Here is a 26,336-nt window from a genome sequence, read left to right as displayed (position 1 = left end):
ATCTGATGCCGGTACCCGGCGACGGCACGGCGCTGCTGCTGTGCCTGCCGTACTCCGGCGTCGGCGCCACCTCCTACCGGCGCTGGCCGAAGACGGTCGGCGGCATGACCGTCTGCGCCCTACAGCCGCCCGGGCGCGAGAACCGCCTGCGTGAGCCGAGGCCGGCGACCCACCGCGAGTTCGCCGCGTCGCTGGCCGACTTCGTGCGCGAGCTCGGCGACAGGCCGTACGCGTTCTTCGGCCACTGCGGCGCCGTGCCGTACGCCCTGGAGACCACCAGGTACCTCGCGGAGCACGGCGACCCTCTGCCGCTGTGGATCCTCGCGTCGTCCTGGGGGGCGCCCGACAACGGCCTGTACGGCCGGCTCAACTTCGTCGACCTCGACGGCCACGACTTCGTCGCGGAGATCGTGTCCATGGCCGGCCAGATGGGCAGCACCCTGCTGCCCGAGATGGCCTCGCTCGGAGCCGAGATCCTGCGGCACGACCAGGTGGTGCAGCGTCCCTACCGGTACCCGCCGGGGCACCTGATCGAGGTCCCGGTCACCGTGATCGGCTGGACCCACGACGAGGTCGTGCCCCCGGGCGAGGTGTTCCCCGGCTGGGAGCGGGTCGCCGGGCGGCTGGAGCGGCATACCCTGCCCGGCTCGCACTTCGAGTTCCTCCGGTGCCCGGAGGAGCTCCAGGAACTGATCGCCGGCATGCCCGTGAGCACCGCGCGGCCGGGACGGTCCGCCGTCTGACCGTCGCCGCGGCCGGGGCTCGCCCCGGCCGCGCGACGGGAGCACGCCGGCGACACCCGGAGCGCCCACCCGCGCCCGGACCGGGCGGCCCGGCCGCGCACTGAGGAGGCAGCAGCATGGACAGTCCCGCCGAACGGCTGGCGGTCGTGACCGGCGGCACCAAGGGGATAGGCCTGAGCTTCAGCCAGAGGCTGGTCAAGTCGGGGTACCGCGTGATCGCCCCCTACCGGGGGGACGACGAGGCCGCCGCCGCGGCGTCCGCCGAGCTGGGCGAGGCCTTCACCGCGGTCCGGGCAGACGTGTCCGACCCGCCGGCCGTGACCGCACTGGCCGCCAGGGTGCTGGCCGACCACGGGACCCCCTGGGCGCTGGTCAACAACGCGGGCCGCAACATCGACCGGCCCTTCCTGGAGATCTCCGACGACGACTGGCGGCAGGTGCTCGACACCAACCTCTCCGGCCCCTTCTACCTCACCAGGGCCTTCGCCCCGGCGATGCTGGCGGCCGGCGGCGGCTGCGTCGTCAACGTCGGCGCGACGACCGCCATCCGGCCGAGGCGCGACGGGGTCAACTACTGCTCCGCCAAGGCCGGCCTGCTGCACATGACCAAGTGCCTGGCCTTGGAGCTGGCCCCCGCCATCAGGGTCAACTGCCTGATCCCCGGGATGATCGACACCGAGGAGATGCGCACCCGGTACCGCACCGCGGAGCCGGAGCACCTCAACGCCCTGCTCGACGAGATCCCCCAGGGCCGCATCGGGGCGCCCGACGAGATGGCGGCCGTGCTGGAGTTCCTCATCGGCGAGGAGGCCAGGTACATCACCGGACAGAAGCTCATCGTCGACGGCGGCCAATTCATGTGGTAACCAATTCACCGAACGAAGGGGACAACCGGTGTTGTCGCGTCTGGACCGGTACGAAGCTTTCCTGAAATCCGGCTATCGGGCGGGTTTCCTCAAGTGGGAGGAGTACTCGCTCGAAGAGGTGACCGACGAGCTCAGAGACCGTATGGCGAGGGGTGACTTCACCCGGGTGGTGTTCTCCGGGATGGGGTGCTCCGCCATCGTCTCGGACGTGATCCAGACATTCCTGAAAGCGTCCGGTTGTGAGCTTGAGATCCACGTGTTCAACGACTACGAGTTCACCTACCTGGTGCCGCCGTCGATCACCGAGGACGAGCGCACGCTGTTCGTCATCAGCTCCTACAGCGGGCACTCCGAAGAGCCGATCCGGGTGCTGGAGGCCCTCGACGGCAAGTACGACCGGACGCTGCTGCTCACGTCCGGAGGCCGGCTCGCCGAGCTCGGCAGGAAGTCCGGCGTGTCCATCGCCCGGTGGGAGCTCAGCGAGCCCGACCGCGAGTACCCGCTGTTCCACGTGGGCCAGTACTTCGCGATCCTGCTCGACATGTTCCTGCGGCTCGGCCTGGTCAAGGAGGACCACCTGCGCGCGGTGGCGGCCCTGCCCGAGCACCTGGAGACCGACTTCTCGCCGCGCCTGAAGTCGCTGGCGCGGATCACGGCGGAGCGCAGCACGCACGCCAACGTCATCATGATCGCCTCACCGAAGTGGCACGGAAGCCTGCTGAAGCTGGCCAAGATGCACATCAACGAGATGGCGATGACGCCGGCCACCCGCAACTACTTCCACGAGTTCTGCCACAGCGAGGTCGCCACCCTGTCGGACCCCGAACGCAGGCACAGCCTCCTGCTGTTCACCGAGGACGACGACGACGAGTACACCAGGCGCAAGATGGACAACCTCGTCGACCTGCTCACCAGGGATGTCCCGCAGAACAGGAACATCGTGGTCACCCAGGTCCACCTGGACCAGCCGACCTTCATGCGCAAGTACTTCACCGCGCTGGAGTTCGTCCAGTGGATGGCGCTCGGGCTCGGCCGCGCCCACGAGACCAAGTCGCGCGACCTGATCTCCGAGGCGGCCGGCAACCCCTGGTACCACCACCGCACGATCATGACCGAGGCGCTGGCCCGGGCCTGAGCACCGCCGCCGACTCCCGGCGGCGCCCCCGAAGACGCGAAGTGCCCGGAGAGCGGAGCTCCCCGGGCACTTCATGGCGCCTGTACGGCTAGCGGTTGTACTGCCCGAAGTCGTACTCCTCCAGCGGGACGGCCTCGCCGCTACCCGTGCCGAAGGTGTAGTCGGTCGCCGAACCGTCGTAGCCGCCGACGGTGTACATCGCCGCCTTGGCCTCCTCGGTGGGCTCGACCCGGATGTTGCGGTACTGGAACATGCCCGTACCGGCCGGGATGAGCTTGCCGATGATGACGTTCTCCTTGAGGCCGAGCAGGGAGTCGGACTTGGCGTGGATCGCCGCGTCCGTGAGCACCCTGGTGGTCTCCTGGAAGGACGCCGCCGACAGCCACGACTCGGTCGCCAGCGAGGCCTTGGTGATGCCCATCAGCACCGGACGGCCGGCCGCCGGGGTGCCGCCCTCGGCGACGACCTCGCGGTTGACCATCTCGAAGCGGGGCCGCTCCACGAGCTCGCCCGGCAGCAGGTCGGTGTCGCCCGACTCCAGCACGTTGACACGCTTGAGCATCTGCCGAACGATGATCTCGATGTGCTTGTCGTGGATCGACACGCCCTGCGAGCGGTAGACCTGCTGCACCTCGGCCACCAGGTGGAGCTGCACGGCCCGGGGGCCGAGGATGCGCAGCACCTCGTTGGGGTTGACCGCGCCGGCGATGAGCTGCTGGCCGACCTTCACGCGCTGACCGTCGGAGACGAGCAGGCGCGACCGCATCGACACCGGGTAGGCGATCTCCTCGGAGCCGTCGTCCGGAGTGATGACGATCTTGCGGGTCTTGTCGGTCTCGTCGATGCGCGCGCGGCCCTCGGCCTCGCTGATCGGGGCGACGCCCTTGGGGACGCGCGCCTCGAACAGCTCCTGCACACGCGGCAGGCCGTGGGTGATGTCCGCGCCCGCCACACCACCGGTGTGGAAGGTACGCATCGTGAGCTGGGTGCCGGGCTCACCGATCGACTGGGCGGCGATGATGCCGACCGCCTCGCCGACGTCCACCAGCTTGCCGGTCGCCAGCGAGCGGCCGTAGCAGGTGGCGCAGACACCGATCTTCGCCTCGCACACCAGCGCGCTGCGGGTGCGGACCGTCTCGATGCCGGCCTCGACCAGCGCGGTGACGGTGATGTCGGTGATGTCGATGCCGTTCGCCGCGATGACCTTGCCGTCCACCTCGACGTCCTCGGCCAGGATGCGGCCGTGGACGTTGCTCTCGGCGTTCTCCGCCTTGACGAGGTTGCCCTGGGCGTCGCGGTCGGCCACGTGCAGCGGGACGCCGCGGTCGGTGCCGCAGTCGATCTCGCGCACGATGACGTCCTGCGCGACGTCCACCAGACGCCGGGTCAGGTAACCGGAGTCGGCGGTGCGCAGCGCGGTGTCCGCGAGGCCCTTCCGCTGACCGTGGGTGGAGATGAAGTACTCCAGCACCGACAGGCCCTCGCGGAACGAGGACTTGATCGGCCGCGGGATCGTCTCACCCTTGGTGTTGGACACCAGGCCGCGGATGCCCGCGATCTGGCGGACCTGCATCTTGTTGCCTCGCGCGCCGGAGTTGACCATCATCCAGACGGAGTTGGTCGCCGGGAAGGCGTTCACCATGTCGGTCTCGACGTCCGCCGTGGCGTGCGTCCAGATCTCGATGAGCTCCTGACGGCGCTCCTCGTCGGTGATCAGGCCGCGCTCGTACTCACGCTGGACCTTGTCGGCCCTGCGCTCGTACGACTCCATGATCGCGGCCTTGTTCGGCGGCGCGACGACGTCGTCGATGGAGATCGTGACGCCGGAGCGGGTCGCCCAGTGGAAGCCGGCGTCCTTCAGCGCGTCGAGCGCCGTGGCCACCTCGACCTTGGGGTACTTCTCCGCCAGCTCGTTGACGATCAGCGAGAGCTGCTTCTTGCCGATCTGCGAGTTCACGAAGGGGTAGTTGCTCGGGAGCGTCTGGTTGAACAGCGCCCGGCCCAGAGTGGTCTCCAGGCGGTAGGACTCCCCGGCCTCCCAGCCCTCCGGAGCCGACCAGCCCCGCGGCGGCGGGACGTCGATCAGCCGGATCTGGATCTTCGCCTGGATGTCCAGCTCCTGCCGGTCGAAGGCCATGAGGGCCTCCGAGACCGAGCTGAAGATCCGCCCCTCGCCCCTGGCCTCTTCCATGTGGGTGGTCAGCCAGTACAGACCGATGATCATGTCCTGGGTGGGCATGGTCACCGGCTTGCCGTCGGCCGGCTTGAGGATGTTGTTGGTCGAGAGCATCAGGATGCGAGCCTCGGCCTGGGCCTCCGCCGACAGCGGCAGGTGGACCGCCATCTGGTCGCCGTCGAAGTCGGCGTTGAACGCCGTGCAGACGAGCGGGTGGATCTGGATCGCCTTGCCCTCGACCAGCTGCGGCTCGAAGGCCTGGATGCCCAGGCGGTGCAGGGTGGGCGCGCGGTTGAGCAGCACCGGGTGTTCGGTGATGACCTCTTCCAGCACGTCCCACACGACCGCGCGGGCCCGCTCGACCATGCGCTTGGCCGACTTGATGTTCTGCGCGTGGTTCAGGTCGACCAGGCGCTTCATCACGAACGGCTTGAAGAGCTCCAGCGCCATCTGCTTGGGCAGGCCGCACTGGTGCAGCTTGAGCTGCGGGCCGACGACGATGACCGAACGGCCGGAGTAGTCGACGCGCTTGCCGAGCAGGTTCTGCCGGAACCGGCCCTGCTTGCCCTTGAGCATGTCGGACAGCGACTTGAGCGGACGGTTGCCGGGCCCGGTGACCGGGCGGCCGCGGCGGCCGTTGTCGAACAGCGCGTCGACGGCCTCCTGCAGCATCCGCTTCTCGTTGTTGACGATGATCTCGGGCGCGCCGAGGTCGAGAAGCCGCTTGAGGCGGTTGTTGCGGTTGATCACCCGGCGGTACAGGTCGTTCAGGTCGGAGGTGGCGAACCGGCCACCGTCGAGCTGGACCATCGGCCGCAGGTCCGGCGGGATCACCGGGATGCAGTCGAGCACCATGCCGTTGGGCGAGTTGCGCGTCGTCAGGAACGCCGACACGACCTTCAGCCGCTTGAGGGCGCGCGCCTTCTTCTGACCCTTGCCGCTGCGGATGGTCTCGCGCAGCGACTCGGCCTCGGCGGCCAGGTCGAAGTTGTTCAGGCGCTCCTGGATGGCCTGGGCGCCCATGCCGCCGCGGAAGTAGCGGCCGAAACGGTCGCGCATCTCGCGGTAGAGCAGCTCGTCGCCCTCAAGGTCCTGGACCTTGAGGTTCTTGAAGCGGCTCCAGACCTCCTCCAGCCGGTCCAGCTCACGCTGGGCCCGGTCGCGGAGCTGGCGCATCTCGCGGTCGGCGCCCTCGCGCACCTTGCGGCGCTGGTCGCCCTTGGCGCCGGAGGCCTCCAGCTCGGCCAGGTCGGACTCGAGCTTCTTCTGCCTGGCCTCGATGTCGGCGTCACGGCGCTGCTCGATGTGCTGGCGCTCGACGGAGATCTTCGCCTCAAGCGACGGCAGGTCACGAGCACGCATCTCGGTGTCGACGAACGTGATCATGTAGGCCGCGAAGTAGATGACCTTCTCGAGGTCCTTCGGGGCCAGGTCGAGCAGGTACCCCAGCCGGGACGGGACGCCCTTGAAGTACCAGATGTGCGTGACGGGAGCGGCCAGCTCGATGTGGCCCATCCGCTCACGACGCACCTTGGCGCGGGTGACCTCGACGCCACAGCGCTCACAGATGATGCCCTTGAAGCGGACGCGCTTGTACTTCCCGCAGTAGCACTCCCAGTCGCGGGTCGGACCGAAGATCTTCTCGCAGAAGAGCCCGTCCTTTTCCGGCTTCAGGGTGCGGTAGTTGATGGTCTCGGGCTTCTTCACCTCGCCGTGCGACCACTGACGGATGTCGTCGGCGGTGGCGAGACCGATGCGCAGCTCGTCGAAGAAGTTGACGTCGAGCACTTCTTATCCCCTCGCTTTGAAATCAGACCTCTTCGACACTGCTGGGCTCACGCCGCGACAGGTCGATGCCGAGCTCCTCCGCCGCGCGGAAGACGTCCTCGTCGGTGTCCCGCATCTCGATGGACATGCCGTCGCTGGAGAGCACCTCGACGTTGAGGCACAGCGACTGCATCTCCTTGATGAGGACCTTGAACGACTCGGGGATGCCCGGCTCGGGGATGTTCTCGCCCTTGACGATGGCCTCGTAGACCTTCACACGGCCGAGAACGTCGTCGGACTTGATCGTCAGCAGCTCCTGGAGGGCGTACGCGGCTCCGTAGGCCTCCAGCGCCCACACCTCCATCTCGCCGAAGCGCTGACCGCCGAACTGCGCCTTACCACCGAGCGGCTGCTGGGTGATCATGGAGTACGGACCGGTCGACCGAGCGTGGATCTTGTCGTCGACCAGGTGGAGCAGCTTGAGGATGTAGATGTAGCCGACCGAGATCGGGTGCGGGAACGGCTCGCCGGACCGGCCGTCGAACAGCCGGGCCTTGCCGCTGACCCCCACCATGCGCTCGCCGTCGCGGTTGACCAGGGTGTTGTCCAGCAGACCCGTGAGCTCCTGCTCGTGGGCGCCGTCGAACACCGGGGTCGCGACCTTCGTGCGCGGCTCGACCTCGCCGAACCCCTTCTCGCGGAGTCGCTCGGCCCAGGCCTCCTGAACGCCGGTGATGTCCCACCCGCGGGCGGCGATCCACCCGAGGTGGGTCTCCAGGACCTGGCCGACGTTCATCCGGCCGGGCACGCCCAGCGGGTTGAGGATGATGTCGACCGGGGTGCCGTCCTCGAGGAACGGCATGTCCTCCACGGGGAGGATCTTGGAGATGACACCCTTGTTGCCGTGACGGCCGGCGAGCTTGTCGCCGTCGGTGATCTTGCGCTTCTGCGCGACGTACACGCGCACCAGCTCGTTCACGCCGGGGGGGAGCTCGTCGCCCTCCTCGCGGCTGAACACGCGGACGCCGATGACCTTGCCCATCTCGCCGTGCGGCACCTTCAGCGAGGTGTCGCGGACCTCACGGGCCTTCTCGCCGAAGATGGCGCGCAGCAGGCGCTCCTCGGGCGTCAGCTCGGTCTCGCCCTTGGGCGTGACCTTGCCGACCAGGATGTCGCCGGGCACGACCTCGGCGCCGATGCGGATGATGCCGCGCTCGTCGAGGTCGGCCAGGACCTCCTCGGAGACGTTCGGGATGTCCCGGGTGATCTCCTCGGGGCCCAGCTTGGTGTCACGGGCGTCGACCTCGTGCTCCTCGATGTGGATCGAGGAGAGCACGTCGTCCTGCACCAGGCGCTGGGACAGGATGATCGCGTCTTCGTAGTTGTGGCCCTCCCACGGCATGAACGCCACGAGGAGGTTCTTGCCGAGCGCCATCTCACCGTTGTCGGTGCAGGGGCCGTCGGCGACCACCTGGTTGACCTCCACCCGGTCGCCCTCGCGGACGATGGGCTTCTGGTTGAAGCAGGTGCCCTGGTTGGAGCGCTTGAACTTCGCCACGCGGTAGGTGGTGCGCGTGCCGTCGTCGTTCATCACGGTGACGTAGTCGGCCGAGACCTCCTCGACGACGCCCGCCTTCTCGGCGGTGATGACGTCGCCGGCGTCGGTCGCGGCGCGGTACTCCATGCCCGTGCCGACCAGCGGGGCCTCGCTCTTCAGCAGAGGCACCGACTGGCGCTGCATGTTGGAGCCCATGAGCGCGCGGTTGGCGTCGTCGTGCTCCAGGAACGGGATCATGGCGGTCGCGACGGACACCATCTGGCGCGCCGAGACGTCCATGTAGTCGACCTCGTTCGGCCGGATGAACTCGACCTCTCCGCCCTTACGGCGGACCAGGACGCGGTCTTCGGCGAACGCGCCGTCGGCGCGCAGCGGCGTGTTGGCCTGCGCGATGACGTGACGGTCCTCCTCGTCGGCGGTCAGGTAGTCGATCTCGTCGGAGACCCGGCCCGCGACGACCTTGCGGTACGGGGTCTCGACGAAGCCGAAGGAGTTGACGCGGCCGAAGGACGACAGCGAGCCGATCAGGCCGATGTTCGGGCCTTCAGGCGTCTCGATCGGGCACATGCGCCCGTAGTGGGACGGGTGCACGTCGCGGACCTCGAAGCCGGCGCGCTCACGCGACAGACCACCGGGGCCGAGCGCGGACAGACGCCGCTTGTGCGTCAGGCCGGCCAGGGGGTTGGTCTGGTCCATGAACTGCGACAGCTGGGAGGTGCCGAAGAACTCCTTGATCGACGCCACGACCGGGCGGATGTTGATCAGGGTCTGCGGCGTGATCGCCTCGACGTCCTGGGTGGTCATCCGCTCGCGGACGACGCGCTCCATACGGGCCAGGCCCAGGCGGACCTGGTTCTGGATGAGCTCGCCGACCGTGCGCAGGCGACGGTTGCCGAAGTGGTCGATGTCGTCGGTCTCGACGACGATCTCACCGTTGGCACCGGGCATCGCGACCTCGCCGGCGTGCAGCCGGACGATGTACTCGATGGTGCCGACGATGTCCTCTTCGGTGAGGGTGCCCTGGTTGATCTCGGCGTCGACGCCGAGCTTCTTGTTGATCTTGTACCGGCCGACCTTCGCCAGGTCGTAACGCTTGGAGTTGAAGTACAGGTTCTCCAGAAGCGTCTGCGCGGACTCCTTCGTCGGCGGCTCGCCCGGGCGCAGCTTGCGGTAGATGTCGAGCAGCGCGTCGTCCTGGCCGGACGTGTGGTCCTTCTCCAGGGTGGCGCGCATCGACTCGTACTGGCCGAACCGCTCGAGGATCTTGTCGCTCGTCCAGCCGAGCGCCTTGAGCAGCACCGTGACGGCCTGCTTGCGCTTGCGGTCGATGCGGACACCGACGCTGTCGCGCTTGTCGATCTCGAACTCGAGCCAGGCACCCCGGGAGGGGATCACCTTGCAGCCGTACAGGTCCTTGTCGGACGTCTTGTCGACGCTGCGGTCGAAGTAGACGCCGGGGGACCGCACGAGCTGCGAGACGACCACACGCTCGGTGCCGTTGATGATGAAGGTGCCCTTGGAGGTCATGAGCGGGAAGTCGCCCATGAACACCGTCTGGCTCTTGATCTCACCGGTGGTGTTATTGATGAACTCCGCCGTCACGAACATCGGGGCGGAGTAGGTCATGTCCTTGTCTTTGCACTCATCGACGGAGTACTTGGGCGGCTCGAACCGGTGGTCGCGGAACGACAAGGACATCGTCCCGGAGAAGTCCTCGATGGGACTGATCTCCTCGAAGATCTCCTCCAGCCCGGACTGGGCCGGGACGTCCTTGCGTCCGGCCTGGCGAGCCGCCTCTACCCGCGACCGCCATTTCTCGTTGCCGAGCAGCCAATCGAACGACTCGGTCTGCAGGGCGAGAAGATCGGGAACTTCGAGCGGCTCCTGAATGCGCGCGAAAGATACGCGGCGGGGACCAGCGGGTACGGCGGAGGCGTTGCGCGAGGCTGCCAACAGATGTCCTTCCGAGGGCTCGCGGACTGACTACACGCACGCCAGACGACCATGCATCAAAGTTACCTAGAGAAGCGGGTCGTCAAAGGGCAGCGCAAAGGGGCAGTGTAGCCGATGGGCATACACCTGTCCACTTCAGTCTCGCTCTGCGCTCCACACTGGACGCAGCATCGCCCGTCAGCGCCGAAACGTCAAGCCCGGAAACCAGTGCTCCGGCCGATCGCCGACCGTCACGCTGGGTTTCTTCCCCGGGGAAGACCGCACGGTCGGCCGATTCCAGACGATACCCGCGAGGCGGATCGGCTAACGCTCAGTCACACCCAGGGTCGAAGGCTTACCCGCCGCCGACGCTGTCGTGCCGGTGAGATTCCCTCTGCCCGATCGCGCCAAACCAAGGCTTTACCAACAATTTAGTAACGCGACACGCCCGGCCGCAGGCCCTCCGCGGGGTCCGCGATCAACCGGTCGGGGCATTCCCAATCAAGGTCGACAACTCCGAGACCAACCACTGCTCATCGCCTCTGACCAGCACAAACCGGGCGCGGTTCTGGACGACCTGCTTCTGCGGCTGCCGTTCGCCCGGCAACACCTTGGTGGTGCCCATGTTCATGAACAACAACACCTGGACACGCTCGGCGGTGGCCGATTCCACCGCCGCGGCGGCGACCACGGCCTGCTGGACGGTCTGCTGCCGCCGGGCCGCCGGCCCCAGCACCCCGGCAAGCTCGCCGTAGTGGACGGAGAGGCTCCCGGTGGCGTATCCGCGCGCGCGTGCGAGGTCGGCCTCGATGGTGCGGTAGTCGTACGAAAGCATGTCCGGAGCGTAAGTACGGGCCGCCGCGAGCGCCTCGGCCGCGGCCCGCTCGCTGTGGCGCAGCTCCCGCAGCCGAAGGTGCGCGGTCGCCACCAGAAAGCCCAAGGCGACCGCCAGGAGCCCCAGCAGCGTCACGGAGACCTTGAAGGCGCGTGAGCGCGGACGTCGCCGCCCGCGGCCCTCGGCGGGCTCCACGACCTCCCCGGCGCTCACGCGACCTGTTCCAGCTTCGACACCCACCAGGCTCCGCGGAGCTTGGTGACGTCCATGCTCCAGCGGTAGAAGCGGTCCTGGGGGGCGGTCTCGGCCTCGTCCCAGCGGACCACGGAGTCGGCCACCACCAGCACGCGGGCGAAGGCGCCGCTCCCGTCCATCGACACCAGGCCGGCGGCCCTGACGACGCCGGTCTGCACGGCCTTGTTCACGCGGGTCGCCTCCTTCAGCCGGTCGGCGTCCCTGGCGTACTCCTGCCTGGCCTGACCGGTGGAGGCGTCGAGCACCCGGCGCACGTCGCGGTCGACCGTGCGGTAGTCGACGGCCATCAGGTTCAGCGCGTAGCGCTCGGCTGCCTCCACGGCGGCCCTGCGGTCGTACACCGCCGTGCGCGCCCGGTCGAGATCGCCCCCGACGCGCACCCACTCGACCGCGAGCAGGGCCGTGACCACCAGCAGCGGAAGCAGGACGATGGCGCCTGACCTGCGACGGGGTCGAGGAGCGTGAGGCGCCACTGTTACCTCCCATCGCCCGGCCCCCCGCACGCGGCGCCACGACGACGGACGCGCTGGGCCCGCCGGAGGGGCGGCGGCTTTCCCGGTCGCCGGATCATAACCCGGGACGAAGATCCACTTCCGCGATCAACGATTTCCCTTGATATCCATGACAATCGCGCTTTCGCCCTGCCCGGTGGACCCCGCCCGGGAACGCGAAAAAGGGGCGGACCCACCCGGCACCTGGGTGGACCCGCCCCTTCTCGTGGAGCGTCAGACGGGAGACGTCACTTGACGGTGACGGTGGCGCCGGCGCCCTCCAGGGCGGCCTTGGCCTTCTCCGCGGCCTCCTTGTTGACCTTCTCGAGCAGCGCCTTGGGGGCGCCGTCGACGAGGTCCTTGGCCTCCTTGAGCCCGAGGCTGGTGAGCGCGCGGACCTCCTTGATGACCTGGATCTTCTTGTCGCCGGCGGCCTCGAGGATGACGTCGAACTCGTCCTGCTCCTCGACCTCCTCGGCGGCGGGGGCGCCACCGGCGGGGCCGGCGGCGGCGACCGCGACGGGGGCGGCGGCCTTGACGTCGAAGGTCTCCTCGAAGAGCTTCACGAAGTCGGACAGCTCAAGAAGGGTCATCTCCTTGAACGTGTCGAGCAGTTCGTCGGTGCTGAGCTTCGCCATGGTGGTTCCTCTGCTGAGATGTGAAACGTGGATGACAGACCGCGGTGAGCGCCGCAATCCCCCTGCTGTGGCCGTGGGCCGGGTCTACTCGCCGGCCTCGTCGCTGACGGCCTCGGCGCCGCCGGTCTCCGCGCCGCCGGCCTGGGCGCCGCCGGTCTCCTCGCGCTTGACGCGCAGGGCCTCGACGAGACGAGCCAGGTTGGTGGGCAGCGCGTTGAACGTCGCCGCGGCCTGCGACTGCTTGGCCTTCATCGCGCCGGCGAGCTTCGCGAGCAGGACCTCGCGCGACTCGAGGTCGGCCAGCGTGGTGATCTCGGCCGGGCTCATCGCCCTGCCGTCGACGACACCACCCTTGATGACCAGGAGGGGATTGGCCTTGGCGAAGTCACGCAGGCCCTTGGCCGCCTCGACGACGTCGCCGGAGACGAACGCGATCGCGGTCGGCCCCTGGAACAGATCGTCCAGGGTGGTGACCCCGGCCTGATTGGCCGCGATCTTAGAGAGCGTGTTCTTCGCCACGGCGAACTTCGCATTCCCACCGAGTGAGACACGCAGCTCCTTGAGCTGCGCCACGGTGAGACCGCGGTACTCGGTCAGGACGGCGGCGTTCGAACTCTCGAAACGATCCTTGAGCTCAGTGACCGCGGTCGCCTTTTCCGCTTTCGCCATGGGCCTCCTTCCAGATGTGCCACCGGTGACGGGCCCAGGCCTTCCAGGGAAAACGAACGAGCCCCGGCGCAGGCGCACGGGGCTCTCTCACAACGGGCGTCGCGCACTGAGGCGCGAGGGCCGGTTTGAGGAACTCACATCACACCTACGCTGGCCGTCCACGATCGTGGAACCTTGGGCCACCGAGCCAGACATGGCTCAGCAGCGACCGGCGGTCTTTGGCTGTCCCCACTGTACGCCGTTAGCGGCGCTGCACCAAATCGCGGCGACGGGGTGCGGGGGGCCGTGCGCGCCGTGGGGGGCTCGGCGCCCGGACGCGCGAGGGCGCCCCGTGACGACGGTCACGGGGCGCCCCTCCTCGTGTGTGTCCCGCAGGACGGCCGGATCAGCCGCCCGTGGTACCCGAGGTGCCCGTGCCGGAGCCGGTGCCGTCCATGTTGCCCAGGTTGGCGGGCAGCTCGCCCACCTGGTCGGCGGCCGGGGCCGTCACCTCGGCGGCGTCGTTGAAGGAGGTGAACTGGGTCGTGAGCTTGTAGGTGCCCTCGGCCGCGGCGCCGTCCATCTCGACCTTGCGGGGCAGGCCCTGCGCGTCGATCCAGGCGTTGAAGTTCATGTCCTTGACGTTGGCGAGCTGACCCTGCAGCTTCTGCTGCATCTCGGGGGTGAGCTGCTTGACGGCGTCGGCGACGGCGAAGGTGCCCTTGTAGTGGGTCGTCTCCACGCCGCCGACCGTCTCGCTGCCGACGGACTTGACGTCCTTGGAGGTGGTCAGCATCTTCACGCTGCTCTGCAGGTCGACCTGCTGCGCCTGCGCGAGGAACTGGTCGACGCTGACGCCGGCCTTCTGGCCCATCTGGGCGAGGTCGAGCTTGATCCACGGCTTGCCGTTGCCGATCAGCTTGCTGAGCATCTCGACCTTCACGTAGGCCGTCTTGCCGAGCAGGATCACGCGCACGCCGCCGGGCACGTTCTGGCCGCCCGCGCTGATCTGGTCGAGCGTGATGTCGGAGGCCACCTGGGGCTTCTGGTGGTAGACCATCGTGCCCTTGACCGTGCCGGCCCCCTGCTTGGGGTCGGTGAAGTCGAGCGCGATCTGCGCGGTGTAGGAGTTGACCTCCTGGGTGTTCTCGACGCTCTGCTGCAGCGACTCGGCGGCGGAGAGCTGAACCGCGCCGAGCGACTCGGCGGGGCGCTCGGCGGTCTGGCCACATGCGGAAATCGCGATGAGCATGGCCGAACCCACGGCCGCGATCGCGGGAGTCATTCGACGCTTCATTCGTATCCCTTCTCATCCCCCGGAAACTGTCTTCGACCCTACGCGCCCGCTCTACCCCGTGTGGTGGCCGTTTCGCAGATGACGCGGAAATCCTTCGGGCACGACACCACCGAGTGCCGTCTCACCTGCGCGGACGTCTTTCTCAGAAGAATGCGGAAAGGGCCTCCGCCACAGAAGGCGAAGACCCTTTTCAGGCGTTTTGTGACGTGCCGACGAGCCCATGGCACGCGTGGCGGCCGGCCCTCCGCCCCACGGGTGGAAGGCCGGCGCGGCGCGATGTCAGGCGTCCAGCTCCGCGGTGATGCCGCGGGTGACGTTGGGGTCGACCGGGATGCCCGGGCCCATCGACGTGGAGAACGTCACCTTCTTGAGGTAACGGCCCTTGGCCGCGGACGGCTTGAGCCGGACGACCTCGTCGAGGGCGGCGGCGTAGTTCTCCAGGAGCTGGCGCTCGCCGAAGGACACCTTGCCGATGATGAAGTGGAGGTTCGCGTGCCGGTCGACGCGGAACTCGATCTTTCCACCCTTGATCTCGTTCACGGCCTTGGCGACCTGCGGGGTCACCGTGCCGGTCTTGGGGTTCGGCATGAGGCCACGGGGGCCGAGCACGCGGCCCAGGCGGCCGACCTTGCCCATGAGGTCGGGGGTCGCCACGACGGCGTCGAACTCGTTCAGGCGGTTGCCCTTGGAGATCTCGTCGATCAGCTCGTCGGCGCCGACGATGTCGGCGCCCGCGGCGCGGGCCTCCTCGGCACGGTCGCCGGTCGCGAAGACCAGGACCCGGGCGGTCTTGCCGGTGCCGTGCGGGAGGTTGACGGTGCCGCGGACCATCTGGTCGGCCTTGCGGGGGTCGACGCCCAGCCGCAGGGCCACCTCGACGGTGGCGTCGAACTTGGTGACCGAGCTGCCCTTGGCGATCCGGGCGGCCTCGACCGGGGTGTAGAGGTTCTCCGCGTCGATCTGCTCGGAGACCTTGCGGTAGGTCTTGCTGCGCTTCATCTGTCTCTCCTCATGGAGCTTGTGGTAGCGGGCCGCGCTCGGCCCTCCCACGGGGTGCTGGTGTGTCAGTCGGCGATCGTGATGCCCATCGACCGGGCGGTGCCGGCGATGATCTTCTCGGCGGCCTCGATGTCGTTGGCGTTGAGGTCGGGCATCTTGGTCTCGGCGATCTGGCGGAGCTGGTCCTTGGTGAGCTTGCCGACCTTGTCGCGGAGCGGGTTGGCGCTCGCCTTGTCGAGACCGGCGGCCTTCTTGATCAGCTCAGGCGCCGGAGGCGTCTTGGTGACGAAGGTGAAGCTGCGGTCTTCGAAGATGGTGATCTCGACGGGAATGATGTTGCCCCGCTGAGCCTCCGTCGCGGCGTTGTACTGCTTGACGAAGTCCATGATGTTGACGCCGTGCGGACCGAGGGCGGTGCCGACGGGCGGTGCGGGAGTGGCCTGGCCGGCGGGAAGCTGGACCTTGACCAGTGCCGCGATCTTCTTCTTAGGAGGCATAGTTCTACTCCGGGTCCTTTACTGCTGTTAACTCCCACAGGGCGTGAGAGCGCCCCGGGCACGCGACGGCCCTTGAGGGCCGCGGTCCCGGGGTTCACCCCACGACTCGCCGGGCATCGCGAGGATCGCGGGGACGACTTATCAGTGTAGGCGCGCGCGCGGACCGCCGGGCACGGGCCTCGTGTCAGATCTTGGAGACCTGGTTGAACGACAGCTCGACCGGCGTCTCGCGACCGAAGATCGAGACGAGCACCTTGAGCTTCTGGGACTCGGCGCTGATCTCGCTGACGGTGGCGGGCAGCGTGGCGAACGGACCGTCCATGACGGTGACCGACTCGCCGACCTCGAAGTCGACGGTGGCCGCGGCGGCCTTGCTGGCGGGCGTCTTGGCCTGCTCGGTGGGCTCGGGCGCGAGCAGCTTGGCGACCTCGTCGATGCTGAGCGGGCTCGGGCGGTTCGACAGGCCGACGAAGCCGGTCACGCCGGGCGTGTTGCGGACCGCTGACCAGGACTCGTCGGTCAGCTCCATGCGCACCAGGACATAACCGGGCAGGACGCGCTCCTTCACCGGGGTGCGCTTGCCGCCCTTGATCTCGGTGACGGTGTGGGTCGGCACCTCGACCTGGAAGAGGTAGTCCTCCATGTTGAGCGACTGGGTGCGCGTCTCGATGTTGGACTTCACGCGGTTCTCGTAGCCGGCGTAGGAGTGGATGACGTACCACTCGCCCGGCATGCCGCGCATCGTGCGCTTGAACTCCTCGACGGGGTCGACGTCGGGAAGCACGTCGCCGTCTTCGTCCACCAGAGCGGCCGGGGCCTCGGCGCCGGGCTCGCCCGACTCGGCGACCTCGCCGGACTCGGCGTCGTCGCCCTCGTCGGCGTCGTCTTCCTCGTCGGCCTTCTCGAGGTCGTCGATCTGCTCGGCGTCGTCGGCCTTCTCCAGGTCGTCGATCTGCTCGGCCGCCTCACCGGGCTCGCTGGGCTCGGCGCCGGCGCCGGGCTCGGCGGCGTCACCGGGGGCGGCGGTCGCGCCGGACTCCTCGGTGATCTCCATCGCCTCGTGCGGCCCGCCCTCCCACTCCTCGCGGGATGCGCCAGCCGACAGTGGGGACTCGGACACGGTGACTCTTTCTCTCTCGTCGATGTTGCGATCCTCCGCCGCCCCCTCGGGGCGGCCGTCGCGCAGGCGCCGGCTCAGCCGAAGACCGCCAGCACACCCTCCGTGAGAAGGAAGTCCATACCGGACACGATCCCGACCATGAGCAAGACGAAGACGAGGACCACAATGGTGTAGTTGATCAGATCCTTGCGCGTCGGCCAGATGACCTTGCGAAGCTCGGCGACGACCTGCCGATAGAAAAGAGCGGGCGAGGTACGCTTCTTGACGGTCTCGCCAGAGGGCCTGCTCGGCCTGTCCGCGGCCTCGCCGCGCGTGTCGATCGCCACAGTTCTCACCCGATCCGTCGTTCCAACGCAACTATCGGCGGCTTACACGCCATCGGTGCGCGGACCGCACTCCGCAGGGCACGAGGGACTCGAACCCCCAACCGCCGGTTTTGGAGACCGGTGCGCTACCAATTGCGCTAGTGCCCTCTGCCGTGAACCACGAACCACCTTACCCCGAGCAGCCCGGAGCGCGTCGCTCACTGATTGCAGAAGTGTACGGGTGAATGCCCCTCACGTCGAACCAACCCGGCCAGCGGACACGCATGCACGCGCATGCCCGGATCGGGGATATGCGGAGGCGGCACCACGGGGCGTCTGGAAACATGGAAGGCATGACCCGTCCTCGCATCTCAGCGCGTATAGCCGCCATCTCCGAATCCGCCACGCTCGCCGTGGACGCGAAGGCCAAGGCGATGAAGGCCGCCGGCCGGCCGGTCATCGGATTCGGCGCCGGCGAGCCGGATTTCCCGACGCCCGACTACATCGTCGCGGCGGCCGTCGAGGCGTGCGGGAACCCCCGGTTCCACAAGTACACGCCCGCCGGCGGGCTTCCCGAGCTGAAGCAGGCCATCGCCGAGAAGACGCTGCGCGACTCGGGGTACGCGGTGGACGCCGCGCAGGTGCTGGTCACCAACGGCGGCAAGCAGGCGGTGTACGAGGCGTTCGCCACGCTGCTCGACCCCGGCGACGAGGTCCTGGTCGTCGCGCCCTACTGGACGACCTACCCCGAGGCGATCAAGCTCGCGGGCGGCGTGCAGGTCGACGTCCTCACCGACGAGACCACCGGCTACCTCGCCTCGGTCGAGTTGCTCGACGCGGCGCGCACCGCGCGCACCAAGGCCCTGCTGTTCGTCTCGCCGTCCAACCCGACCGGCGCGGTGTACTCCCCCGAGCAGGTCGAGGCGATCGGCCGCTGGGCCGCCGAGCACGGCCTGTGGGTGATCACCGACGAGATCTACGAGCACCTCGTGTACGGCGACGCGAAGTTCTCCAGCATCGCCACCGCCGTGCCGGAGCTGGCCGACCGCGTGGTCGTGCTGAACGGCGTGGCCAAGACGTACGCCATGACCGGCTGGCGGGTCGGCTGGCTGATCGGCCCGAAGGACGTCGTGAAGGCCGCGACCAACCTGCAGTCGCACGCCACCTCCAACGTCTCCAACGTCGCGCAGGCGGCGGCGCTCGCCGCGGTGACGGGCGACCTGTCGGCCGTCGCGCGCATGCGCGAGGCGTTCGACCGTCGCCGCCAGACCATCGTGCGCATGCTGAACGACATCCCGGGCGTCGTGTGCCCGGAGCCGTTCGGCGCCTTCTACGTCTACCCGTCGGTCAAGGAGCTCCTGGGCAAGGAGATCCGCGGCGCGCGGCCGTCCACCTCCGCCGAGCTCGCCGAGGTGATCCTTGAGGAGGCCGAGGTCGCCCTGGTGCCGGGCGAGGCGTTCGGCACGCCCGGCTACTTCCGGCTGTCGTACGCGCTGGGCGACGACGACCTGGTGGAGGGCGTCAGCCGCCTCGCCAAGCTGCTCGCCGAGGCCCGCTGAGGCCGCCGAGGCCCGCCGAGGCCCGCTGAGCCGACCGTGAGGCCGGCGGCCGCCCCGTGGACGGCCGCCGGCCTTTCGCGTGTGCGCCGGTCGGCCAGTCCGGTCAGCCGGTCAGCCGGTCAGCCGGTCAGCGGGCGAGCCGCACGCCGTTCGCGATCTTCTTGAGCTCCCGCTCCGTCGCCTCGCTCCCGAGGCCCTCCTTGGTCGCCGGGCTCATCATGGCCTCCACCACGATGTCCTCGCCGATCGTCCACAGGATCGTGGGCGTCCCCTCCGCGGTCACCTCAGACCCCTCGCCCAGGTTGGCGATCACTCCGCGGGCGCCGCGCACCTTGACGGGCGTGGCGTCCTCGTGGCCGCGGTAGGCCTTCAGCGACTCCTTCATCCGCTCCCCCGCCTCGCCCTCGAAGACGATGATCTGGACGATGTACGAGCCGGGCTCGTCTCCGGGCCGCATCCAGGAGGTCGTGGCGCTCGACTTGCCGAATCCGTCCTTGCCCGACCACTCGCCCCAGACGAGCCCTTCGGGCAGGTATCCCACGTGGATCCCGGCGAAGGTGCGCCCGTCTCCGAGGTCGCCGAGCTCCTGCGGCAGGTCGACGGCGGGCTCGCCCGCCGGGGGCGCCTGCGTCGGGTCGCCCGGGGAGCCCTCCGGCGGAGGCGTGGCGGCTCCCTCCGGCGCCCCGGACTCGGCGTCCCAGGGCAGCGTGGCCGGCGGCTCGCCGTCGGCGGACCGCCCGGGCATCGGCTTGGCGTCCGGCCCGGCGGGCGGCGTGGTGGGGATCACTGAGGTGCCGATCCCCGATCCGCCGAAGCCCGCCGTGGAGGCCGGGCCGGAGTTCAGCAGGCCGTAGGCGGGGATCGCCCCCGCGACGACCACCGTCACCGCCGCGGCGCCCGCCGCGCGGTGGCGGGCCAGGCGCCTGCGGTGCCTGCGGCGCACCGCCTGGCCCAGCGACGGGGACGCGTGCACGTCGGCGACCTGTGCCGCCATGGCTTCCTTCAGGGCGTCTTCGACGTTCATACCGTTATTCCCTTCACGGCGCCGATCCGCGCCCGCATCCGCGCCAGCCCGCGCGCGGCCTGGCTCTTCACCGTTCCCACCGAGCAGCCGAGCATGGCGGCGGTCTCGGCCTCGGACTGGTCCTCCCAGTACCGCAGGACGACGACCGCGCGCATCCGCGCCGGGAGGCGCCGCAGCTCGGTGAGCAGCGCGTCCCGCAGGTCGAGGTCGGCCGCCGGAGCCTCGCGGTCGGGCGGCCGAGCGAAGGTGATCTCCTTGATCACCTTGCGCCGCCTGGACCGGGAGATGGCCGCGTTCACGACGGTGCGGCGCGCGTACGCCTCCGGGTTGTCGTGCCGGATCCTCGGCCAGTGCCGGTAGACCCGCTCCAGGGCTCCCTGCACCAGGTCCTCGGCGTCGTGGGCGGAGGCGCCGCACACCAGGGTCGCGGTGCGCAGCAGGGCGGTGCTCCGGGCGGCCAGGAACTCCTCGAAGGCCGTTTCCTCTTCTTCCGTCATGCGTGGCCCCCTTTCGCCCTCCCCAACGCGCCGGGGTCGCCGGAGGTTGAGTGCGGAAACGGCGGGTCGCGAGGGGGACTCGGATCGGCCGCCGGCCGTCGTACGGCAGGATATGGAGATGGCACGCCCGCTCGACACGCTTCCCAAAGCGCACCTCCACCTGCACTTCACCGGGTCCATGCGGCATTCGACGCTTCTGGAGCTCGCGCGGGAGCAGGGCATCCACCTTCCCGACGCTCTGGTGGAGGACTGGCCGCCGAAACTGCGGGCGACCGACGAGCGGGGCTGGTTCCGCTTCCAGCGGCTGTACGACATCGCGCGCTCGGTGCTGCGCCGCGAGGACGACGTCCACCGGCTGCTGCGCGAGGCCGCGCAGGACGAGGCCACCGAGGGGTCGCGCTGGCTGGAGATCCAGGTGGACCCCTCGGGGTACGCCCAGCGCTTCGGCGGCCTGACCGCGACTCTGGAGCTGGTGCTCGACGCGGCCGAGCGGGCGGCGGCGGCCGCCGGCATCGGCATCGGCGTGGTCGTGGCGGCCAACCGCACCCGCCACCCGCTCGACGCCAAGACCCTCGCCCGGCTGGCCACGCAGTACACCGGCGACGGCGTGGTGGGCTTCGGGCTGTCCAACGACGAGCGCCGCGGCCGGGCCCGCGACTTCGACGGCGCCTTCCGCATCGCCAAGCGGGCCGGTCTGCTGGCGGTGCCGCACGGCGGCGAGCTGTCGGGCGCCGCCAGCGTCGCCGAGTGCGTGGACGACCTCGGCGCCGACCGCGTCGGCCACGGCATCCGGGCGGCCGAGTCGGCGCGCCTGATGGACCGCCTGGCCGACCGCGAGATCACCTGCGAGGTCTGCCCCACGTCCAACGTCGGCCTCGGCGTCGCGCACGCGGCCGAGGAGGTCCCCGTGCGACGCCTGTTCGAGGCGGGCGTCCCCATAGCCCTTGGCGCCGACGACCCCCTGCTGTTCGGCGCCCGCCTGCTCCCCCAGTACGAGCTGGCCCGCGACGTCTACGGCTTCACCGATCCCGAGCTGGCCGAGCTGGCCCGCCAGTCCATCCGCGCCTCGGCCGCCCCCGACGCCCACCGCAAGGAACTCCTGTCAGCCGTCGACAACTGGCTGACCCAGCCCTCCTGACCACGCCACCCCCCACCCCGTCCGCCGCACAGGGGCGCCGCCACCACCCCACCGCACCGGCGCCGCGCCACCATGGGGGGAGCGTCGGGGCGAGGGTCGCCCTTTCAGAAAGCGCGCCTAAGGCACCGTTCGCGAGGGCGGCGGCCGGAGTGACGGCAGACGGCGACGCAGGTACCGCAGGCCGTGTCGACGCGGGGTCACGGCATCGGCAACCGGCGGCCGGGCAGGCCGACGGCCGGCGACCCGTGTGGGTGCCGGCCGTCGGGTTGTGCGGTGAATCTGTCTACTGGCTGTGGATGTAGATCTCGCTGAAGACCTCGGAGAGCTTGTTGAGGTCTTGGGTGATGCTGCGCTCGGGGTCGCTGGCGTCGAAGGTGACGGACAGGCGGTTGAGGCCCTTGCGGGCCTGGAGGGCCTTCCACATGGTGTTGGGGGCCAGGCCGGGGTCGAGGATGCGCCAGGTGGCGCCGTCCCAGCTCTGGCGGTGGGTCCACAGGGTGACGGTCTGGACGCCGGCCTGCAGGGGCAGGTCGACGCGGAGCTTGGCGGCGGCCTCGGCCTGGGCGGCGGTGAGCTTGGTGGCGCCGCTCTGGGAGAGGCCGACCTCACGGGCGCCGATGTGGACGCGGGTGTCCCAGCCGCGGGCCCGCACGGCGATCCACTGGTTGCGCAGCGCCTTGTCGGGGGTGATCTTCCACTTGGCGTACTCGCTGGCGAACAGGCCGCTGGAGACGTTGACGTGGTCGACGTCGCCGGTGAGGACGTACTTCTCGACGTTGGCCCGCGAGATCAGCGGGTACTTGGTGCGCAGCGCGGCCTGGCAGGGCTCGGACTGCCCGCAGCCCAGCTCGGGCACGACGACGTCGACCGCGAGGTCCTTGCCGGCGGGCATGGCCTCACGCAGCGCGGCGGAGGCGCTGGTGACGAACTCCCGCACGTCGGCGGCCGACTTGAAGCCCCAGTAACCGAGGTCCTGGGCGAACTTCACGCCGACGACGCCGGGCCGGGCCGCCTGGGCCGCCAGCGAGGCGACGGCGGCGTCGAACTGCTCCTTGCCGGCCGTCCACGCCGGGGCCAGCTCGCTCTCGATCCAGACGCGCATGCCGAGCTTCACCGCCGCCGCGGCTGCCTTGCCGGTGGCGTCGTTCGGCGGGGCGAGCGAGCGGCGGGACGCCGAGGGAGCCGCCTCGGGAACGGTGGAGGCCTCGGGCTCGGCCGTGCGGCCGTCGGGCGCCTGGGAGGCGTCCGGCGCCGGGTCGTCCGCGCGGGGGGCGTCCCCGCTCGGGCCGGCCTCCGGCTCGGCGAGCTCGTCGGTGCCGGCGGGCGGCGCCGACTCCTCGGCGAGCGGCGCCGGCGCCTCGGAGGCGTCCAGCGGCCCGCCGCTGGGTTCGGCCTGCTCCCGGGACGCCTGTTCGTCCACGGGCGCGCCGGTGGCCTTGGCCGGGTCGGTCGTCGGGGCCGTCGAGGCCCCGGTGCCCCCCGTGCCGTTGGTGCAGTCGAACTCGCCGCCCTGGCACGCCTTGGCGGGCGGGTTCACCGGCTTGCCCTCGGTGTCCTTGCAGGCGTACTTGCCGGCGTCGTGGTCGTACTTGCACAGGATCTGGTCCTTGTCGGCGCAGTCCTGCATGCCGGGACCCTTGTTGGTCTTGTCGGAGCAGAAGAGCACCGGCCCCGGGTAGGGCACGCCCTCCTTGAGCTTCGCGCCGTCGTCGCGCGCCCAGAAGCGGACGATGTCCAGGGCGTCCCTGGGCGTCTCGGCCATCCAGGAGCAGTACATGAACTCCGGCGTCCCGCTGCCGAGGATGTCGTCGCACTCGCTGTTCGACGCGGGCACCGGATCGGCCAGGGCCATGCCGGTCGGAATGGCGATGCCCACCGCGATCGGCACCGTGACCAGTACCGCGATCAGCGCGATGATCCACTCGCGTTTGCGAAGTTGGGGCATACGCGGTCTCTCCTCAGGTAACAGGGGGTGCTAGCAGGGCTTGTAGCTGATGGTGACGCGAATGGTGCCGGAACCTTTCGTCCCCTTGTTGTCGCCATTCCACGAAATAGACAAATTGGCCTGTTTGTCCGTTCCGCAATTGCCACCGGAGTCACGCATGGTGAACGTGATCGTCGAGCTCTGGCCGGCTCCGACGCTGCCGGTGCCCGGCGAGGTGATGAGGTTGGTGCCCGCCGCCTGCCAGGAGATCGAGCCGTTCTGGGAACGCACGGTGATCTGCCCCTCGCGGTTCGTCCCGACGTTGACCGAACTGGACGACGCGGCCAGGGACGGCGGAGGAGGAGGCGGGGGCGGCGGGGGCGGCGGCGTGCTCGACTGCTTGGTCTGCGGCTGCGAGGTCTGCTTCGGGGTCGACTTCTCGGACGTCTTCGGCGCGGACGTCTTGGGGGGCGGCGGCGGGTTGTCCGGCCCGTTGTTCTCGGGCGGGTCGCTGCTGCGCCGCGCCTTGGGCGAGCTGGAAGGGCTGGAGCGCGTGGTCGGCGGCGGCACCATCGGCACCGAGCCGGTCGGCCGGGCGACCCCCACGGTCGAACCGGCGGCGGTGGGGCTCGGCGCCCCGACGGGACCGGTCGTGCCGACGGGCGGCGGGGGCGGCGAGTCGACCATCGGCGGCAGCGACTCGCCCGGCGTCACCACGACCGTGTCGCCGGCGGCCTCGACGTCGACCGGCGGCGGAGCGGTGGGCGCGAACACCAGGGACCACAGCACGGCGACCGCGACGACGGACACCAGCGTGACCAGGCCCACCCGCCCCCAGCGGATGCGGCTCTCGGGGTCGTCGGCCTCGGGGTCGGGCTCCCAGAACTCCGGGGGCGGCTTGACCCCCTCGGCGCGCTCGGGGGTGAACCCCTCCTCGACCGTCAGCGCGGCCTGGGGCGGGGGCGGGTCCTCAAGGACGTCCGGCTGCACGGGGAAGCCGTCGGGGTGCCAGCTCTCGGTGCGGACCTCGGCGGCGGTGAACGACTCCTCGGCCCCGGCCGACAGCCGCTGCGCGGGGGCGTGGCTGGCCAGGATCGGCATGCGCGTCATCAGCGCCGTGATGCTCACACCGGTGGACGCGCCCTTGCATGCCTCGCAGGAGCGCACGTGCCGGCTGATGTGGGCGCGCAGCAGCCGCGTCGGCGACTCGGCCCACGACTTCACCAGCCCCGGCAGCACCGAGCAGCGCGGCGTCGCGCCCCGGGCGTCCATCACCGCGGCCAGCCACTGCTCGGCGTGCAGCCTGCCCGCCCGGGCGGATGCCTCGACGGTGTCCACCGAGATGTCGAGCACCCTGGCGACCTCGTCGGACTTCAGGCCGTGCCGGAAGGTCAGGTCGAGGATCTCGCGCTCGCGCGGATCCAGGCAGGCGAGCACCTCGACGGCGAGCTCGGGGGAGCCGCCGCGGCCCTGCCGCGCGTACGAGCCGGTGTGCGCGACGCCGGCCAGGCGGGCCTGGCACTCGGCACGGGCCAGGGAGTAGAGCCAGGCGCGCAGGCGGGTGGCGTCATAGAGCCGGTCGGTGTGGGCTACGGCTCCGTACAGGGCTCCGACGGCCGCCGCCAGGGCGTCCTCGTCGTCCAGCAGGGAACGGCAGTAGTCGTAGAGATGGTCTCCGTACTCGCGGCACAGGCGCTCTAACGCAGCGGGATCATCCCTCCTCAGCACAGGGCTCAGCTCTCCTGACATAGTCGCCGATGATAAATCGCGTAGACAAAGCAGTCAGAAATATACGGGAGGAAGGGCAGTCGTCTCATATCACTTTCATTACATAACAAACTTCTATACTCTCTTGACTGCCTTGTGGTGTTTGCCCCCAGATGAATACGCATGTAGCGGCTTGTCACCACGAAGCGCAGGATGTTGCCGACGATCTATCCCGCCCTTCGGAGCCTGAGCAGTGCCTGAGAACTGGGACGAGCCAACTTCGCCTCGGCGTCGCCCGCCGTATACGCAGGATTTCACCGGAACCGGTCCCAAGGAGGACCGTTGGCGAACTTGGGAGGGATCCACCGAGATGGACGATGACGACGGGCCCGCGTGGCGCCGGATCTTCGGCGAACGGTTCGGCGCGATCATCGTCGGTCTGACCCTGCTGGTGGCGGCCGGAACCGGCATCTGGTTCGCCTGGCCCTCCTCCGAGGACGCGCCCCCGGCGGCCGGCGTCTCCACCGGTCAGGGCGCCAAGTCCTCCCCCGGAGCCCTGGGCGACTCCTCCGAGGACTCCGGCGACTCCTCCGCCGGCCCCACCCCGGTGAACTCCGCCAAGGCCGCCCCTACGGGCGTGGACTCGCCTCCGCCCCCTCCGGCGGCCACCCGCAAGCCGTCCCGCCCCCCGAAGGCCACCCCGCCGCCCCGGACGGCCGTCCCGCCGCCCCCGCGCACGGCCCCCCGCTCCCCCTCCACCCCCCCGAAGCCGGTGAGAACCCCCAAACCCAAGAAGTCGCCCACCGCCCGCACCGGCCCCACCGCTCCCCCGCCGCCCCCCAGCTCGTCCCGCCCCACCACACCCCCTTCCACCGACCCCCCGGGAGGCCCCGACCTCCCGCCCCCACCCCCGGGCAGCTGACCAGCGGCAGCCGCCAAGCCCTGTGGCCGACCGCCGCAGGGCGGCGCCGACTTCGCCGTACCAGGCCCCGCCGCACCGGCGCCGGATGTGACACACCCCCGGGGCGAAGTACCCGTGCCCCTGACGCATGTGACCCGCCGCCCCCGAATTGGCGCCTTCGGCACGCCCTCTGCAGGGCGACCCTCATCGGCCCTCAACCCACCATCGCGCGGACACCGCCTGCGCCGGCATGGTCTGGCCGACCGGGCGTCGTCTTGGGGGTGAGTGCCTTCCCGAGGTCACGGGGCCACGTCGGTCACCAGA

21 protein-coding genes and 1 tRNA gene are annotated in these 26,336 nt (G+C 69.8%); 6 read left to right on the top strand and 16 right to left on the bottom strand.

The features are described 5' to 3' along the window. The first annotated feature begins 5 nt into the window (after window positions 1–5). The 3 genes from PYR91_RS16810 to PYR91_RS16800 all read left to right on the top strand — a co-directional run bounded on the left by PYR91_RS16810 (window position 6) and on the right by PYR91_RS16800 (window position 2,744). Window positions 6–743, top strand: a complete 738-nt coding sequence (locus tag PYR91_RS16810) for a thioesterase domain-containing protein (protein WP_279780761.1) — start codon at window positions 6–8, stop codon at window positions 741–743. Window positions 744–859: 116 nt separating this feature from the next. Further along, window positions 860–1,609, top strand: coding sequence for an SDR family NAD(P)-dependent oxidoreductase (locus tag PYR91_RS16805; protein WP_279780760.1), 750 nt, complete (start codon window positions 860–862; stop codon window positions 1,607–1,609). Window positions 1,610–1,637: 28 nt separating this feature from the next. Then, on the top strand, window positions 1,638–2,744 hold the full coding sequence (locus PYR91_RS16800) for an SIS domain-containing protein (protein WP_279780759.1): 1,107 nt from the start codon (window positions 1,638–1,640) through the stop codon (window positions 2,742–2,744). A gap of 88 nt (window positions 2,745–2,832) precedes the next feature. Here PYR91_RS16800 and PYR91_RS16795 read toward each other — a convergent pair whose 3' ends face one another. The 12 genes from PYR91_RS16795 to PYR91_RS16740 all read right to left on the bottom strand — a co-directional run bounded on the left by PYR91_RS16795 (window position 2,833) and on the right by PYR91_RS16740 (window position 17,430). Continuing rightward, window positions 2,833–6,708: a DNA-directed RNA polymerase subunit beta' gene (locus PYR91_RS16795; protein ID WP_279780757.1), complete on the bottom strand. Its 3,876-nt coding sequence runs from the start codon at window positions 6,706–6,708 to the stop codon at window positions 2,833–2,835. Between the two features lie 22 nt (window positions 6,709–6,730). Beyond that, window positions 6,731–10,198, bottom strand: coding sequence for a DNA-directed RNA polymerase subunit beta (gene rpoB / locus PYR91_RS16790; protein WP_279780756.1), 3,468 nt, complete (start codon window positions 10,196–10,198; stop codon window positions 6,731–6,733). A gap of 457 nt (window positions 10,199–10,655) precedes the next feature. After that, entirely contained in the window at window positions 10,656–11,147 is a 492-nt protein-coding gene (locus PYR91_RS16785) for a hypothetical protein (RefSeq protein ID WP_279780755.1), read from the bottom strand. A gap of 74 nt (window positions 11,148–11,221) precedes the next feature. Next, window positions 11,222–11,740 (bottom strand): hypothetical protein, encoded by a 519-nt coding sequence (locus PYR91_RS16780; protein ID WP_279780754.1) that lies wholly within the window; start codon window positions 11,738–11,740, stop codon window positions 11,222–11,224. 266 nt (window positions 11,741–12,006) lie between these two features. Further along, complete coding sequence (rplL, locus tag PYR91_RS16775) at window positions 12,007–12,396, bottom strand: 50S ribosomal protein L7/L12 (protein ID WP_279780753.1); 390 nt, start codon at window positions 12,394–12,396, stop codon at window positions 12,007–12,009. Window positions 12,397–12,480: 84 nt separating this feature from the next. Next, a complete protein-coding gene (gene rplJ, locus PYR91_RS16770) occupies window positions 12,481–13,065 on the bottom strand; it encodes a 50S ribosomal protein L10 (protein WP_279780752.1) in 585 nt (194 codons plus the stop codon). Window positions 13,066–13,450: 385 nt separating this feature from the next. Continuing rightward, on the bottom strand, window positions 13,451–14,329 hold the full coding sequence (locus PYR91_RS16765) for an LppX_LprAFG lipoprotein (protein ID WP_279780751.1): 879 nt from the start codon (window positions 14,327–14,329) through the stop codon (window positions 13,451–13,453). 291 nt (window positions 14,330–14,620) lie between these two features. Then, window positions 14,621–15,340: a 50S ribosomal protein L1 gene (rplA, locus tag PYR91_RS16760; protein ID WP_279780750.1), complete on the bottom strand. Its 720-nt coding sequence runs from the start codon at window positions 15,338–15,340 to the stop codon at window positions 14,621–14,623. A 65-nt stretch (window positions 15,341–15,405) separates the two neighbouring features. Beyond that, window positions 15,406–15,837 carry a 50S ribosomal protein L11 gene (gene rplK / locus PYR91_RS16755; RefSeq protein WP_279780748.1) on the bottom strand — a complete coding sequence of 144 codons (432 nt, stop codon included), beginning with the start codon at window positions 15,835–15,837 and terminating at the stop codon, window positions 15,406–15,408. Window positions 15,838–16,021: 184 nt separating this feature from the next. Beyond that, entirely contained in the window at window positions 16,022–16,957 is a 936-nt protein-coding gene (gene nusG / locus PYR91_RS16750; RefSeq protein WP_347943182.1) for a transcription termination/antitermination protein NusG, read from the bottom strand. A 74-nt stretch (window positions 16,958–17,031) separates the two neighbouring features. Beyond that, window positions 17,032–17,283 carry a preprotein translocase subunit SecE gene (gene secE / locus PYR91_RS16745; RefSeq protein ID WP_279780747.1) on the bottom strand — a complete coding sequence of 84 codons (252 nt, stop codon included), beginning with the start codon at window positions 17,281–17,283 and terminating at the stop codon, window positions 17,032–17,034. A gap of 74 nt (window positions 17,284–17,357) precedes the next feature. Further along, window positions 17,358–17,430, bottom strand: a tRNA-Trp gene (locus PYR91_RS16740). Window positions 17,431–17,615: 185 nt separating this feature from the next. On the opposite strand from PYR91_RS16740, the gene PYR91_RS16735 reads away from it, so the two are divergent. Continuing rightward, window positions 17,616–18,821, top strand: a complete 1,206-nt coding sequence (locus PYR91_RS16735; RefSeq protein ID WP_279780746.1) for a pyridoxal phosphate-dependent aminotransferase — start codon at window positions 17,616–17,618, stop codon at window positions 18,819–18,821. A 127-nt stretch (window positions 18,822–18,948) separates the two neighbouring features. Here the strand turns inward: PYR91_RS16735 and PYR91_RS16730 are convergent, their stop codons facing one another. After that, entirely contained in the window at window positions 18,949–19,845 is an 897-nt protein-coding gene (locus PYR91_RS16730; protein WP_279780745.1) for a hypothetical protein, read from the bottom strand. After that, window positions 19,842–20,342 carry a SigE family RNA polymerase sigma factor gene (locus tag PYR91_RS16725; RefSeq protein WP_279780744.1) on the bottom strand — a complete coding sequence of 167 codons (501 nt, stop codon included), beginning with the start codon at window positions 20,340–20,342 and terminating at the stop codon, window positions 19,842–19,844. The genes PYR91_RS16730 and PYR91_RS16725 overlap by 4 nt, the downstream gene beginning before the upstream one ends. Before the next feature lie 118 nt (window positions 20,343–20,460). On the opposite strand from PYR91_RS16725, the gene PYR91_RS16720 reads away from it, so the two are divergent. Then, window positions 20,461–21,480 (top strand): adenosine deaminase, encoded by a 1,020-nt coding sequence (locus PYR91_RS16720; RefSeq protein ID WP_279780743.1) that lies wholly within the window; start codon window positions 20,461–20,463, stop codon window positions 21,478–21,480. A gap of 283 nt (window positions 21,481–21,763) precedes the next feature. Here the strand turns inward: PYR91_RS16720 and PYR91_RS16715 are convergent, their stop codons facing one another. After that, window positions 21,764–23,425: a hypothetical protein gene (locus tag PYR91_RS16715; protein WP_279780741.1), complete on the bottom strand. Its 1,662-nt coding sequence runs from the start codon at window positions 23,423–23,425 to the stop codon at window positions 21,764–21,766. A 30-nt stretch (window positions 23,426–23,455) separates the two neighbouring features. Then, complete coding sequence (locus PYR91_RS16710; protein ID WP_279780740.1) at window positions 23,456–25,153, bottom strand: sigma-70 family RNA polymerase sigma factor; 1,698 nt, start codon at window positions 25,151–25,153, stop codon at window positions 23,456–23,458. 328 nt (window positions 25,154–25,481) lie between these two features. Between PYR91_RS16710 and PYR91_RS16705 the strand changes: the two genes are divergently transcribed. Beyond that, on the top strand, window positions 25,482–26,033 hold the full coding sequence (locus PYR91_RS16705; protein ID WP_279780739.1) for a hypothetical protein: 552 nt from the start codon (window positions 25,482–25,484) through the stop codon (window positions 26,031–26,033). Window positions 26,034–26,336: the final 303 nt, after the last annotated feature.

It is taken from the genome of Sphaerisporangium sp. TRM90804, assembly GCF_029846175.1.
GTDB lineage: Bacteria > Actinomycetota > Actinomycetes > Streptosporangiales > Streptosporangiaceae > Sphaerisporangium.
The sequence above is the reverse complement of the archived record's forward strand: the minus strand, read 5'-3'. Positions and strand labels throughout refer to the sequence as shown.

Bases quoted from the DNA above. Each gene is read 5' to 3' on its own strand.
- PYR91_RS16810 (WP_279780761.1), top strand. From the start codon at position 6: ATGCCGGTACCCGGCGACGGCACGGCGCTGCTGCTGTGCCTGCCGTAC.
- PYR91_RS16805 (WP_279780760.1), top strand. From the start codon at position 860: ATGGACAGTCCCGCCGAACGGCTGGCGGTCGTGACCGGCGGCACCAAG.
- rplL (WP_279780753.1), bottom strand. From the start codon at position 12,396: ATGGCGAAGCTCAGCACCGACGAACTGCTCGACACGTTCAAGGAGATG.
- rplJ (WP_279780752.1), bottom strand. From the start codon at position 13,065: ATGGCGAAAGCGGAAAAGGCGACCGCGGTCACTGAGCTCAAGGATCGT.
- PYR91_RS16765 (WP_279780751.1), bottom strand. From the start codon at position 14,329: ATGACTCCCGCGATCGCGGCCGTGGGTTCGGCCATGCTCATCGCGATT.
- rplA (WP_279780750.1), bottom strand. From the start codon at position 15,340: ATGAAGCGCAGCAAGACCTACCGCAAGGTCTCCGAGCAGATCGACGCG.
- rplK (WP_279780748.1), bottom strand. From the start codon at position 15,837: ATGCCTCCTAAGAAGAAGATCGCGGCACTGGTCAAGGTCCAGCTTCCC.
- PYR91_RS16735 (WP_279780746.1), top strand. From the start codon at position 17,616: ATGACCCGTCCTCGCATCTCAGCGCGTATAGCCGCCATCTCCGAATCC.
- PYR91_RS16730 (WP_279780745.1), bottom strand. From the start codon at position 19,845: ATGAACGTCGAAGACGCCCTGAAGGAAGCCATGGCGGCACAGGTCGCC.
- PYR91_RS16725 (WP_279780744.1), bottom strand. From the start codon at position 20,342: ATGACGGAAGAAGAGGAAACGGCCTTCGAGGAGTTCCTGGCCGCCCGG.
- PYR91_RS16720 (WP_279780743.1), top strand. From the start codon at position 20,461: ATGGCACGCCCGCTCGACACGCTTCCCAAAGCGCACCTCCACCTGCAC.
- PYR91_RS16715 (WP_279780741.1), bottom strand. From the start codon at position 23,425: ATGCCCCAACTTCGCAAACGCGAGTGGATCATCGCGCTGATCGCGGTA.
- PYR91_RS16710 (WP_279780740.1), bottom strand. From the start codon at position 25,153: ATGTCAGGAGAGCTGAGCCCTGTGCTGAGGAGGGATGATCCCGCTGCG.
- PYR91_RS16705 (WP_279780739.1), top strand. From the start codon at position 25,482: ATGGACGATGACGACGGGCCCGCGTGGCGCCGGATCTTCGGCGAACGG.